Here is a 12,573-nt window from a genome sequence, read left to right as displayed (position 1 = left end):
ATTTAGGATTGCTATAGCAATAAATAAATAATTTGAGAGCTGCTGTAATTCGCTATTCTAAGCAATAATCTTGACAAGAACAGCAGTAATGACTCACCACATTTTACAAGCTACCAAAGAAACAGTGCATCTTGGTGGTTTTTCTCATCTCCTCAAACCAGCACTTACCATTGATTCTGGCGACACCATTGATGTGGAAACTTACACTGGTTACTACGTTTACGAAAAAGCGCCACCAGAATTCTTCACTCCAGAATTTGTGGATATTTGCCAAAATCTGCCAGCAGAACGCAAAATTGCTGGGGGGCCGCATTTACTCACTGGGCCAATTTACGTGCGCGGTGCCGAACCAGGAGATATTTTAGAAGTAAGATTAGAAGCGATCGCACCTCGGTTACCTGTTGGTTTTAATGCGATTCGTACAGGTTGGGGAGCCTTAAGCGAACAATTTACCCAACCTGCATTAAGATTTATTGGGTTAGATTTAGCCAATAATATCGCGGAATTTCCGGCAAATAGTGGTATCAAAATTCCCCTCAAACCCTTTTTTGGTATCCTGGGTGTGGCGACACCAGAAAGCGATCGCAATTCTATTCCACCCGGTAATTATGGCGGTAACATCGATAACCGCGAACTGCAAGCAGGCTCTCGCATATTTTTGCCAATTTACGTCCCTGGAGCATTATTTTCGATTGGTGATGGACATTCTGCTCAAGGAGATGGCGAAGTAAATGTTACTGCCATTGAAACCTCGATGAACGGTAGAATCTCTCTCACACTCCGCAAAGATTTGTCACTCACAACCCCTATTGCTGAAACCCCGACAGACATCATCACAATGGGTTTTGCCGCAACTTTAGACGCAGCCTTAGAACAAGCTTTAAAAAATATGATTAATTTTCTGGAACTTTTTGCGAATTTATCAGCAGAAGATGCCTATGTTTTATCTAGTTTAGCCGTCAATTTTCGCATCACACAAGTTGTGAATAGTCCCCAAAAAGGAGTTCATGGTATGTTACCCAAATCAATCTTGTCACATAAAATTAGTTTGTAAGAAAGTATTGAGAATTCAGAATCCAGTAGCCAGAATAGTGAAAAAGGTGAGAGATGATAGTTTGATCCCAACTCAAAAAATATTTGCAACACATCATCAATTATCTTTTCGTCCTGACTAAAAATGGCTAGAATTCTGACTCTTGACTTCTGTATTCTTAATTCTGACTTTTCACGGGATCTGGAAAACCCCTCTCCAAACCTCTCACGCCAGTTGCTACAACGGGGAGACAGCCGCGTGGGCGGGTTTCCCGACTTGATCGGACTGTCGTGGGAACCCCCCTTCGGGTTCACAGTCGCCTGGGTCGGGAAACCCTCCCGCAGCGCTGATTCACCGCAACGCACTGGCTCCCCTACAAGGAGAGAGGCTTTAATTTTCCCCCTTCCCTATGAGGGAAGGGGGTTAGGGGGTTAGGTTTCGTGTTAGTTTTTCCACATAAGGTGAAAAGTCAGATTCTTAATTCTGTGATTCAACAACAAATATTCTGGTATGTCTAATATTCTTGTACAAATGTTGCTCATTGGTCTGGCGGCTGGCGTTGCTGGTGGTATGTTTGGCATTGGTGGCGGTGCAATTATGGTGCCAGCAATGGTACTGTTGGTAGGAATGGATCAAAAATTTGCCACTGGAACTTCTATCGCCGCCCAAATCTTACCCATTGGTATTTTAGGCGCAGCAGTTTACTACCGTAGCGGTAACATTAATATCAAATATGCGGTCATGATTGCTGTTGGTTTAGTTATAGGTAACCTCTTTGGTGCATTATTTGCCAATCAGCCATTTATTAGCAGTGAAATAATGAAGAAGTTGTATGGCATCTTTTTATTAATCATTGGTGCAAGATATTTGTTTTTCCGCTAATCATTAGTTTAGAAAAGGGGTGTAGGGGTATAGGGTGTAAGTGAGTAATACCCTTACACCCCCACACCCTTACCCCATGAAACCCATCAGTCCTATTTATTGCACTTGTTGAGATGGGAAAGCACCAGGACGCACAGATAAGTTCACGGTTTGTCCATTACGACGTAACTCTAAGCGCAAATCTGCACCAATTTGGCTTTTATCAACTGCCTTCTGCACACTCTCCGCATCTGTAACAGGGTTACCATCAAGCTTTTGGATAACATCACCCGCACGTAAGCCTGCTTTGGCTGCTGGTGAATTGGGCATCACTTTAACAACTAAGACACCTTTATCTTCATCAATACTCAAACCACTATTAGGATCAGAATTAATATTTTGTTTTAGTTGTGGTGTTAACCCAATCATCTGAATTCCAAGGTAAGGATGCTCGACTTTGCCTGTAGAGATCAGTTGATTGGCAATACGTTGCGCAGTAGAGATAGGAATAGCAAAACCTATGCCTTGCGCTCCTTGAATAATTGCTGTATTCATGGCAATTACCTCACCACGGGCGTTGAGTAGCGGCCCGCCAGAGTTCCCAGGATTAATTGCTGCATCAGTTTGAATAAAATCTACACGCTTATCAGATGCACCAATTTGGTTGCTACTGCGTCCAGTAGCGCTGATGATACCTGTTGTTACTGTATTATCTAATCCTAAAGGATTACCAATCGCGATCGCCCATTCTCCTGGTTGCAATTGGTCTGAGTTACCCAAGCTGACTGTCGGCAAATTGTTGGCTTGGATTTTGACGACCGCCACATCAGTTAAGTCATCTTTTCCTAATACTTTACCTTGAAAACTCCGCCCATCCTTGAGGACTACTGTTACTGTATCAGCACCATCAACGACGTGAGCGTTGGTCAGAATCCGACCATCACCACTAATAATAAACCCGGAACCAGTACCCCGCTCTACTCTTTCTTGGGATTCTGGGAGTTGTGAACCAAAAAAGCGGCGGAAAAATGGGTCGTTGAACTCCTCTGGTAATTGGGTTTTCACAGTACGTGATGAATTAATCCGCACGACTGCTGGCCCTACTTGTTTTACTACCTGAGTCACAAAATTAGGATCTGTGCCAGGTACTATTGGCGGTGCAGCATTGACTCGGCTCAATGCCAAATTTGATGCACTTTCCGACACCTGCGACGAATGGTTAGCGAGATAACCACCTGCCAAGGTCATACCAGATCCTAGCAACACTAGGGATAGAGAAGCTGCTGCTTTCTTCCAAGGTGCTTGTTTGCGGTATTTGGCATCAGAACTGCTATTTAATGGGTAATTTTCGTCTGGTATTTGATTTTGCATTGCTGTCTGAAAGGGTGTTTGAATTATCTATTACTAATGTAGACAGCGTTTATTGCACTTTTGTTACAGGTTTATAGCATTAATGTGAAAATGTGAAAATTTTCCTAGTCTAGTAGGGGGTGTTACAGCGATGAAAGGATTTGGGCATTCGAGAGGTCAGGATTAGCCTTAATGCACCATATTTCTCGGTACATAACGCGCTGCTAGAACGCATCCTAATTTTGTTACTAAAGCTTTTTTAGGCTTTTCCAACAGCCTTTTAGGGAATTAATTTTTTTATATATTATAACTTCCGAAAGAAGTTTTTTTTGATTTTAAAGTTCAGAATAAAAATATTAAATAAGCAATTATATATCTAATTAAAATGGCAAATTTAATTGAATTTAAATTGTTTGCACCCCGTAATGAGCAAGCAAGTTTAAGTGGCTCATTTTCACAAGGGCAAGATATCACCTTAGAAAAAAATGATCATGGCTATTTTCAAACACAGATTCCTTTAGAAGATGGAATTTACTCATATAAATTTTGGGTACAAACCAAAAGCCCCCAGTTTAAACTTAATGAATGGGTAGATGTAATTGACCCTTACGCTACAGATATTGATGAAGCCAGAGAATTCGGTGTAATTCAAATTAAAAATGGTGAACGAATTGTTGACACATATCTTTGGCAGTATGATGAGCATCCGCTACCGCATAATCAGGAATTAGTCATATATGAAATGCATATTGCAGATTTTACAGGACATGAAAATGACCCTGATAAACGAGGTAAATATTTAGGAGCGATCGCCAAACTAGATTATCTTTGTGAATTAGGAATTAATGCCATCGAGTTAATGCCAGTGAATGAATATCCTGGTGATTATAGCTGGGGTTATAAAGTTCGGCATTTCTTCGCCACTGAATCTAGTTATGGGACTACAGAAGATTTAAAGCGGTTTATTGATGAATGTCATGGTAGAGGCATTCGAGTTTTTATTGATGGAATTTATAATCATACAGATGAAGAATGTCCGTTAATGCTAATTGACAGGAATTATTGGTATTACGAACATATGCACTATCCTGAAGACCCAGATAATTACTGGGGGCCAGAGTTTAACTATAATAATTATGATGAAAGTTTAGATATCAAACCAGCCTGGAAATATATTGGTGATGTAGTGCAATTTTGGATTCAAGAATATCATATTGACGGGATTCGGTTTGATGCAGTACGCCAATTAGCTAATTTTGAATTTTTAGAATGGCTGGCGCAACAAGCAAAACAAAGTGCAGCACCAAAGCAGTTTTACAACATTGCTGAACACATTCCAGATACCAGCACTGTAGTGAAACCAGATGGGCCGTTAGATGCTTGCTGGCATGAGAGTTTCCACTATTTTATTATTCCCCTAATTTGTGGTGAAAAATTTGAATTAGCAAAAGTTATATCAGTGTTAGATCCTAGACAACAGGGTTATGTTAAAAACACTAATGTTATTAATTATTTAGCAACACATGATCGTGAACGTCTGTTGAGAGAATTAGGCGATCGCGGTATTTTCGATCAAGACGCATTTACCAGGGCTAAATTAGCAGTCGTCATCTTAATGACAGCAATGGGTGTACCAATGCTATGGATGGGAGATGAATTTGGCGAATACCAACAAAAAAGCGAAAGTGTAACTAAACCCAAAAAAATTAATTGGTCTTTATTAAGCAATGACCAAAATCTTGAGTTATTTGAGTATTATAAAAAGCTCATTGCTTTACGCCAGAAAAATTCCGCTTTGCAAGCTGACAATATTGAGTTTTTCCATACCAATACCGAGGCTAAAGTATTGGCATATATTCGTTGGGATAATCAAGGTTCTCAAGTCGTTGTCGTACTTAACTTTTCTGACCAACATCTCATTGATTATCGGATTCCAGATTTTCCCATTAGTGAATCTTGGTGGGATTGGTTCGACAACCTTCAAGTGGAAGTTAGCCAGGATGCTTTAGTGACTAATATTCCAGCCTATACAGCCAAGATATTCATTTCTCAATCACATTAAAACTGGGGTTGGCAGTGATTTAACTTTGTGTTAAGGTCTCGGCTTGTACAGGGTTATCTACTTCCAATTCATGATTAATCGTCGCCAATTGCCCAAATATTTGGGATTTTTATGCTGCTTAGTAGGATTAGGAATTGATTTAGCAATTCCGCAAGTTCTTGCCCAAACTACTATACAGACATCTTTCGCCAAAAGTGTGACATTTACCTGCAATGACACTGAAGCCACTATCAAAGCGAAAAATGGGCCGAAAGTATCTATTAGCGGAAAAACAATCTACATTGGTTATCAACAAGTATCATCTGTAAATAAAGACCCCCGCATCATTCGATTTGATAAGGGTGTGAAAAAATGGTGTCGCAGTGACTACGAAACAACCCTTGATGATGGTACAGGCTACGGGTTGTTATGGGATGGCGGAAGTGTTTTGTATGGCGTTTTCTCTTCAACTGGTAGTCAGACTGGTAAAGATTTTCGCCGTTTTGCTCAGAAAGGTTGGCTGACTTCCTATGGTAGCGGTGGTGGTGCAAAAGTAGCAGTTATCGCCAGGATTAATCCTACCAATGGTGATGTTTCTTATGCGACATTTGTCACTGCCAAAAAGCCTAATGATGGTAAAACTAATTCTTTACTTGTCACGAACTTGTCATGGAATGGCACAACTTTAAAGGTACTTGCAGATTCGTGGTGGTCTCCTCGGCGTGCGGATCGAAATTCCATGACTTGCGCTGGTTCATCGCCTTATAAATACACAGCCGTATTTACTAGCGATTTAACAAAGGTTAACTCGGCTTCTGCTGTTAATTGTAGTTAAGAAGGCAGAAGACAAATACGCTGTTCAGTCAGCGATGAACATTACAGCAGAATTCAGGAGTCAGAGATTAGTCTCGTAGGGTGTGTATTCAGTGAGAGTACGGCACCGCAAATCTCTAGCGGTGCGTTGTGGACTATCGTCCTAACGCACCCTACAAAACTAAGTAATCAATCAAACAGAATTCATTACATTATGTCATTGCGAATGCAGCATATTCTTTTAAAGAAGCGCTCAGCCGTTGTTCTCGCAATGACAATTATTTATCCAAACTTGATATTACCCTCTATATATTTCAATCATTCCATGTCTATTCTCTAGCAATCACAATATCGTTAGATTTAATTACCGCATAGGCTTCTTCTCCCTCCGCTAGTCCCAAATCTTCTGCGGATGTTCTGGTAATCATGGAGGTTAGTTCCACTTTGTGAACAATTTCTAGTGTCACTTCACAATTAACCGCTCCAGTGACAACTTTTTTCACAACACCTTTGAGAACATTACGGGAACTAACTTTGAGAGGCTTCTTTGGACTACTAATTTCTAGCGCAGGTATTTCAGCATTTTCTGGACTTACCTGTTTAGTTGGTGTAGGTACTCTTGTTGCTTGGTGCTTAGTAAGACCACGCACAAGTTCTCGCAGAATTTCGGTTTTGGTGCGCTGAGAGTCTTGACAGAACTCTTCGAGGATTTTTCGCTCCTCTTCCGATGTTTGAAATGTGATCCATCCTTGTTCTTTTCTTGGCATAATGTTACCAATTCAGTTGGTAAAGACTGGAATGACGCTTGGTATGATCCTACCCAGCGCCATCAAATTGCAGAAGAATCTATTGCTACACCATTTCTGTATGAAAAGAAGACAAATTATTGCCTTTCTTGGCACAGCACTAGCTAGTTTATTACTTGCTGTTTGTTCAACATTAATTGTACATTCTACTGTTACAGCACAGTCGAATGTAACTTTACTTGTTTCTGCTGCTGCTAGTTTGAAAGACGCACTGGAAGAAATTAAACCGATTTATCAACAGAATAAACCTAATGTCAATATAAATTATAACTTTGGCGCTTCTGGGGCTTTGCAACAACAAATTGAACAAGGCGCACCAGCTGATGTGTTTATTTCAGCAGGGAAAAGGCAAGTAGATGCTTTAGAACAAAAAGGACTGTTGATTCCTGGTACTCGCTCGGTTTTGGCTAAAAACCGCCTTGTCTTGGTTATACCCAAAAATAATACTGGCATTACCAGCTTTTACAATCTCAAAGAACCTAAAATCAAGCGCATTGCTATTGGAGAACCCAGGAGTGTGCCGGCTGGTCAATACGCACAGCAAGTTTTGCAAAAGTTAGGTATTTGGTGGCAAGTAACTTCTAAACTAGTTTATGCCAACAATGTGCGTCAAGTTTTGGCTGCGGTGGAAAGTGGCAATGCTGATGCAGGTTTAGTTTATGCTACTGATGCCAAAATTTCTGACAAGGTAAAAGTAGTTGTTGCTGCTGACGAAAAATATCACTCGCCAATAATTTATCCAATGGCTGTTGTTAAACGTAGTAAGAATGCCAATGCTGCCAAGGAGTTTAGTCAATTTTTATCCAGCAATGAAGCTAAGGCTGTACTTAAAAAATATGGTTTTATACTGCCATAAACAATAGGACTTACAGCAGTTTGCATGTTTGTGGAATACTGTAGAGACGTTACATGTAACGTCTCTACATGGGTTTGGGTTTTACCCTTGTACCTCATTCATCCAAAACATGCTGTATATCATTAACTACTTCACTTGACATTGCTAATGCGAGGCGACGCATTAGCAATGCGAGGTGACACATTAGCAATGTGAGGCGACGCATTAGCAATGCGAGGCGACACATTAGCAATGTGAGGCGACACAATCACAATGTGAGGCGACGCATTAACATTGCTGATTCAGAAACTTGTGTGTACACAATAGCTTGCTAAGAGAATGTTTGAAAAGTCGAGAAGGATACAAAAAACCCCTCTCCAAACCTCTCCCCGAAACGGAGAGAGGCTTTGAAACCCCCATTCCCTCGTGAGTGTTGGGTGGTAGGGGGTTAGGTTTTTAAGATTCCGATGTTAACAATAATACTTTTCAAACATACTCTAAGGGCGATGAAATGATTTTGCTAACTTTCATCCCTAAAACCCTAAACCTTGATTTTTCATTTACCTGCGTTGGTCTTGGATAATAAAGGCAGGTGTTACTTCGGTTTGGTTATGTACTTGACTTGGTTAGACAACAATAGTTGGCTAATTGAAATTGCTTCTCAACGGATACTAGTTGACCCTTGGCTAGTTGGTTCGTTAAGTTTTGGCTTAGACTGGTTGTTTAAAGGTTCTCTGAAACAAGAACGATTAATTCCAGAAAATATTAATTTGATATTGCTGTCTCAAGGTTTGCCAGACCATGCACATCTACCAACCTTGAAGCAACTTGACCGCAAAATTCCGGTTGTGGCTTCTCCTAACGCTGCTAAGGTTGCTCAAGATTTGGGTTACACTTCTGTGACATCTCTAAGTCATGGTGAAATTTTCACTTTGAATAATCAAATAGAAATTAGGGCTTTGCCTGGTTCCCAAATTGGCCCTACTGTTGTAGAGAATAGTTATTTACTCAAAGAATTAGATACTAATTTTACGCTCTACTACGAGCCGCATGGATATCATTCGCCACAACTGAAACAATTTGCACCTGTTGATATAATCATCACACCAACAGTTGACTTGGCATTGCCTTTAGTCGGGGCAATTATTAGAGGGACAAACAGTACGTTAGAAGTAGCTAAGTGGTTGCAGCCGCAATTTATCCTACCCACCGCAGCAAAAGCAGAGACAACTTATGAGGGTTTAGTACCGAACTTTTTGAAGGATGTGGGTACGGCGGAAGATTTGCGTGTTTCACTTCAACAGAATAATCTGACTACTCAGGTGATGGAACCTAAACCAGGCGATCGCATTGAGTTAGCTTTACAAAAACGTGCAATAACTTGCTGATCTGTACGTGGGCGATCGCATACTATCACAGCATAGAGAAGGCGATCGCTAATTTTAGCTCATCAGAAAAGTTTTCTTTGATATTTACCACCCATTTTTGATAAATGTTTTTGCGGTTTTTCTGGAATCAAAAAACTCTTGTTGTAGTTGTATTTCACAATCATCACTCAGTTGGATGAATCAAAATTCAACTACTTAGATGAATTAAGTACAGCAGGTCTGAAGTTATAAAACAGAAATGTTAGTACTAGCGCATTTGTCCTTACTTGTAAACCGCACCGCAGCCTAAGCCTATGAAACTCTCAACCTTAACAGCTTCTTTTCTTAGCCTCGCTTCTGTAATTCTTTCCGCAGGAATTGCGGCGGCTGAAACAGGTACGGACAAAACAACTTTTAATGACGCTAAAATTGCTAGTGCCAGACATGGACAAGTAATAACTACAGCTATTAACTCTTATATGTCACCTAGTAATGTTACTGCTTTCCATGTAATTCAACCTTTTAATCTTGTTTATCTTGCTTATCAAGGTAATCTCAAATCACAAGGTATTCCTAGCGGTAGTACTCTGATATTTCAGCACCAAAGAGGTAATCTTCACGCAGAAGATTTAGTCAAAGCTGCTATTAATGCCAACAAACTACCAGATCAATTTTTACAAGATCCAAGTTATCTGAGTGCAGTTGATGTACAACTGACATCTTTACAAAAGACATTTTTGCGCTAATTTATAGCAGGGAACAGGGAACAGGGAACAGGTTTTAAAGCCCCTCAGTGTCTATGTTTGATAATTAGTCTTTGTCATTATCTATGCTTCGACTGCTATATATAGAATTGTTGACTGTTAACTGTTAACGGTCAACAACCCTGTAAAGTAATTATGCTATGAATATTTGCTTTAACTGAATATTGAATTTTTTATATAAATTACTGTTTATTTCTCGCATCCAAAAACTTTAACTGATTGTACAAGCAGCTAATTTGCGGTAAAAATACGTCTGCTGCTTGCGCTTTGCGTAATGGATTACCAACGATTGCTTCTACTTCTAAAGGGCGATGTTCGTCATAATCAATTTTCATGCTGGTGCGGTAAGGCTTCATCTTGACTGTGTAATCAAGCATTGTTTGAATAAAGCTGTCAGCAATAATACGTCCGGTACTTTTTGCGCCTGTGGCTACTTCATACATCAATTGTTCCACTAATTGACTGGTGTGGGAATTTGCCATTAATTCATCGGTTCTGGCGTTAAGAACAACAGACAACCCATTATAAGGGATATTCCAGACTAATTTTCGCCAACGTGCTAATAGCAAGTCTTCCGTTAATTCAATTGATATGCCAGCATTTTGAAAATCCTCGGCAATTTGCTGTATTCTACTGGTAATGCCCGCAGGTTGATAGTTAAGAGTGTACTCTCCTAAAACAATTTGTCCATAATCTAAGTGACGAATATGCCCTTTTCCTACTTTGTTAGAACACAAAAAACATAAGCCGCCAATTATATGGATATTTCCAACAATTTGGGCAATTTCTTCTTCTATACCTAATCCATTTTGTAATACTAATACCACCCCATTATTCTTAATCACAGGTGGTAATAATTTTGAGAGTAAATAATTTTGTGTGGTTTTGAGTGCAACTATTACGACATCGCATTGTGGCATTTTATTAACATCGTCATAGGCGTTAACTTGTGGTAAGGTGAAGTCGCCATCTTTAGATTCGATGATTAAACCAAATTGACTGACGTGTTCGTAATCACTCTTGAGTAAATAGTGAACATCCAAACCAGCTTTTTGCAGTTTGGCCCCATAAAACCCACCTAATGCACCTGTTCCGATGATGGCATACTTGCGATCGCGCATTTCTTCTACCAAAGAATTTTCTAGGATAATCATAAACCGATGTCTGTTACCCTTCACCCCAATGAGGAATTTGGTGACATCAGAGTCAAGCAGAATAAATCATAACTATCGATGAGAATCTATGAATTAGATTGAGTTTTACTTATGGCAATTTTATTACTTGACTTTTTCGTAAAAAAAATTAAATCGCTTTAATATAAATTAAAATTTTTAACAGTGAATAGGTAACAAAATATGGCTGATATTGTTGATATTGCGGTTAGTAACGATGCTTTTAAAACCTTAGTAGCTGCTGTACAAGCTGCTGGCTTAGTCGAGACATTAAAAAGTCCAGGGCCGTTTACTGTTTTTGCACCAAATGATCAAGCTTTTGCCAAGTTACCACCAGGAACCATACAAACCTTGCTGCAAAATATTCCTCAACTGACAAGAATTTTAAAGTATCACGTCGTATCTGGAAAGCTGACCAAGGCTGATTTAGCCAAACTTGGGATAGTTACATCTGTAGAAGGTTCAACCATTAAAATAGATTGTTCTGATGGGTTTGAAATCAAAAATGCCACTGTCTTAGCAGCAGATATCGATGCTGACAACGGGATAATTCATGTTATTGATACAGTAATTTTGCCGGGTTAATTCACTTATGGTGGGTACAACCCACCTGAATTATTTCAATTGTTGAATATTAACTATTAGTAATATTTAATTAATTTAATTACTTTAACTTATGTTACATTGTCGGAGTATATACTTTCATTAGTGCTAGTGTTAGTTAAAATACATAAAAATATATTTAGTTTATATAAACTGTTAATACTATCTAACTAAATTGATGATTGATTTTCATACCTTAGCAGAATTTTCTCGAACCAATTGTGTTGGTATTTGTGCATTTCTCGTACCAGCCAACTTAATTACTACCCTATCAACCATCATTATGACGTTGCTACGTCGCCCCATCTATCAAGTGCAGCCAGTTGTTGTAATTGCCAGTATTTTTGCTTTAGCGATGGCACTGCACGTATATAGTTGGTTTGTTATCGGGATAGTTATGGCTCCTACTTATATTTTGTTGTCTTTAGCCATTTCTTGTTTGTTGATGAATTTTGGAGCGATGATTGTCTACAAACGTTTTGTTAGCAACACTGGACTTTCTAAAAGCATTTAATTCTGTATTCACTTGCCAAGAAATTCAGATATGTCATCCAAGGACATATATTAAAGATAAACACAGATTTATTATGAGAATGAATCTTGTTTATCTGTATTTTTTTTATCTATTCAAAATATTCTATAGGAATCCGAATTGATTACTGAAAATCCTTGTGTAGTTAGGGAACTCTTAACAGGGAACGGAGAACAGATAAGAGGAAAGTTAGATGTGTACTGATTTTTTTCACTAATCAAATATGAGTCCTATAGAAAATAAAAACCTACAAAAATCAAGTATAAAATCATCAATTTTTTTGGAGATACAGCTTATTTCACGTAAGTGAAGTTCACCATTTAAGCCTCAAAGCTAGGTATAGAGTCTTATTCTGAATTTTGGCTCCTGACTTCTGCTGTATATGACTAATGTCGT

Annotated in this window: 12 protein-coding genes; 9 read left to right on the top strand and 3 right to left on the bottom strand. The window is 39.1% G+C overall.

Annotated elements, in window-relative coordinates:
- The first annotated feature begins 88 nt into the window (after positions 1-88).
- Together ACMX3D_RS14820 and ACMX3D_RS14815 are read left to right on the top strand one after the other, a co-directional pair.
- Complete coding sequence (locus tag ACMX3D_RS14820) at positions 89-1,054, top strand: acetamidase/formamidase family protein (RefSeq protein ID WP_482752158.1); 966 nt, start codon at positions 89-91, stop codon at positions 1,052-1,054.
- A gap of 489 nt (positions 1,055-1,543) precedes the next feature.
- Positions 1,544-1,915, top strand: a complete 372-nt coding sequence (locus ACMX3D_RS14815) for a TSUP family transporter (RefSeq protein ID WP_482752157.1) — start codon at positions 1,544-1,546, stop codon at positions 1,913-1,915.
- A gap of 96 nt (positions 1,916-2,011) precedes the next feature.
- On the opposite strand, the gene ACMX3D_RS14810 is transcribed toward ACMX3D_RS14815, so the two are convergent.
- Positions 2,012-3,265 carry an HhoA/HhoB/HtrA family serine endopeptidase gene (locus tag ACMX3D_RS14810; protein WP_482752156.1) on the bottom strand — a complete coding sequence of 418 codons (1,254 nt, stop codon included), beginning with the start codon at positions 3,263-3,265 and terminating at the stop codon, positions 2,012-2,014.
- A 364-nt stretch (positions 3,266-3,629) separates the two neighbouring features.
- Between ACMX3D_RS14810 and ACMX3D_RS14805 the strand changes: the two genes are divergently transcribed.
- Positions 3,630-5,306: an alpha-amylase family glycosyl hydrolase gene (locus tag ACMX3D_RS14805; protein ID WP_482752155.1), complete on the top strand. Its 1,677-nt coding sequence runs from the start codon at positions 3,630-3,632 to the stop codon at positions 5,304-5,306.
- Between the two features lie 70 nt (positions 5,307-5,376).
- On the top strand, positions 5,377-6,120 hold the full coding sequence (locus ACMX3D_RS14800) for a hypothetical protein (protein WP_482752154.1): 744 nt from the start codon (positions 5,377-5,379) through the stop codon (positions 6,118-6,120).
- 307 nt (positions 6,121-6,427) lie between these two features.
- Here ACMX3D_RS14800 and ACMX3D_RS14795 read toward each other — a convergent pair whose 3' ends face one another.
- Complete coding sequence (locus tag ACMX3D_RS14795) at positions 6,428-6,865, bottom strand: TOBE domain-containing protein (RefSeq protein WP_482752153.1); 438 nt, start codon at positions 6,863-6,865, stop codon at positions 6,428-6,430.
- A gap of 100 nt (positions 6,866-6,965) precedes the next feature.
- Here ACMX3D_RS14795 and modA point away from each other — a divergent pair, with 100 nt between their 5' ends.
- The 3 genes from modA (at position 6,966) to ACMX3D_RS14780 (ending at position 9,852) form a co-directional block, all read left to right on the top strand.
- Positions 6,966-7,760 carry a molybdate ABC transporter substrate-binding protein gene (gene modA / locus ACMX3D_RS14790; RefSeq protein ID WP_482752152.1) on the top strand — a complete coding sequence of 265 codons (795 nt, stop codon included), beginning with the start codon at positions 6,966-6,968 and terminating at the stop codon, positions 7,758-7,760.
- A 590-nt stretch (positions 7,761-8,350) separates the two neighbouring features.
- Positions 8,351-9,127 carry an MBL fold metallo-hydrolase gene (locus ACMX3D_RS14785; protein WP_482752151.1) on the top strand — a complete coding sequence of 259 codons (777 nt, stop codon included), beginning with the start codon at positions 8,351-8,353 and terminating at the stop codon, positions 9,125-9,127.
- A gap of 293 nt (positions 9,128-9,420) precedes the next feature.
- Positions 9,421-9,852 (top strand): hypothetical protein, encoded by a 432-nt coding sequence (locus tag ACMX3D_RS14780; RefSeq protein WP_482752150.1) that lies wholly within the window; start codon positions 9,421-9,423, stop codon positions 9,850-9,852.
- 200 nt (positions 9,853-10,052) lie between these two features.
- Here the strand turns inward: ACMX3D_RS14780 and ACMX3D_RS14775 are convergent, their stop codons facing one another.
- On the bottom strand, positions 10,053-10,991 hold the full coding sequence (locus ACMX3D_RS14775) for a putative 2-dehydropantoate 2-reductase (protein WP_482752342.1): 939 nt from the start codon (positions 10,989-10,991) through the stop codon (positions 10,053-10,055).
- A gap of 234 nt (positions 10,992-11,225) precedes the next feature.
- On the opposite strand from ACMX3D_RS14775, the gene ACMX3D_RS14770 reads away from it, so the two are divergent.
- A complete protein-coding gene (locus tag ACMX3D_RS14770; RefSeq protein WP_482752149.1) occupies positions 11,226-11,627 on the top strand; it encodes a fasciclin domain-containing protein in 402 nt (133 codons plus the stop codon).
- 196 nt (positions 11,628-11,823) lie between these two features.
- Positions 11,824-12,159, top strand: a complete 336-nt coding sequence (locus ACMX3D_RS14765) for a hypothetical protein (protein ID WP_482752148.1) — start codon at positions 11,824-11,826, stop codon at positions 12,157-12,159.
- Positions 12,160-12,573: the final 414 nt, after the last annotated feature.

This window comes from Anabaena sp. TISTR 8404 (genome assembly GCF_056847745.1).
The sequence above is the reverse complement of the archived record's forward strand: the minus strand, read 5'-3'. Positions and strand labels throughout refer to the sequence as shown.

Bases quoted from the DNA above. Each gene is read 5' to 3' on its own strand.
- ACMX3D_RS14775 (WP_482752342.1), bottom strand. From the start codon at position 10,991: ATGCGCGATCGCAAGTATGCCATCATCGGAACAGGTGCATTAGGTGGG.
- ACMX3D_RS14820 (WP_482752158.1), top strand. From the start codon at position 89: ATGACTCACCACATTTTACAAGCTACCAAAGAAACAGTGCATCTTGGT.
- ACMX3D_RS14810 (WP_482752156.1), bottom strand. From the start codon at position 3,265: ATGCAAAATCAAATACCAGACGAAAATTACCCATTAAATAGCAGTTCT.
- ACMX3D_RS14795 (WP_482752153.1), bottom strand. From the start codon at position 6,865: ATGCCAAGAAAAGAACAAGGATGGATCACATTTCAAACATCGGAAGAG.
- ACMX3D_RS14800 (WP_482752154.1), top strand. From the start codon at position 5,377: ATGATTAATCGTCGCCAATTGCCCAAATATTTGGGATTTTTATGCTGC.
- ACMX3D_RS14785 (WP_482752151.1), top strand. From the start codon at position 8,351: ATGTACTTGACTTGGTTAGACAACAATAGTTGGCTAATTGAAATTGCT.
- modA (WP_482752152.1), top strand. From the start codon at position 6,966: ATGAAAAGAAGACAAATTATTGCCTTTCTTGGCACAGCACTAGCTAGT.
- ACMX3D_RS14805 (WP_482752155.1), top strand. From the start codon at position 3,630: ATGGCAAATTTAATTGAATTTAAATTGTTTGCACCCCGTAATGAGCAA.
- ACMX3D_RS14815 (WP_482752157.1), top strand. From the start codon at position 1,544: ATGTCTAATATTCTTGTACAAATGTTGCTCATTGGTCTGGCGGCTGGC.
- ACMX3D_RS14765 (WP_482752148.1), top strand. From the start codon at position 11,824: ATGATTGATTTTCATACCTTAGCAGAATTTTCTCGAACCAATTGTGTT.
- ACMX3D_RS14780 (WP_482752150.1), top strand. From the start codon at position 9,421: ATGAAACTCTCAACCTTAACAGCTTCTTTTCTTAGCCTCGCTTCTGTA.
- ACMX3D_RS14770 (WP_482752149.1), top strand. From the start codon at position 11,226: ATGGCTGATATTGTTGATATTGCGGTTAGTAACGATGCTTTTAAAACC.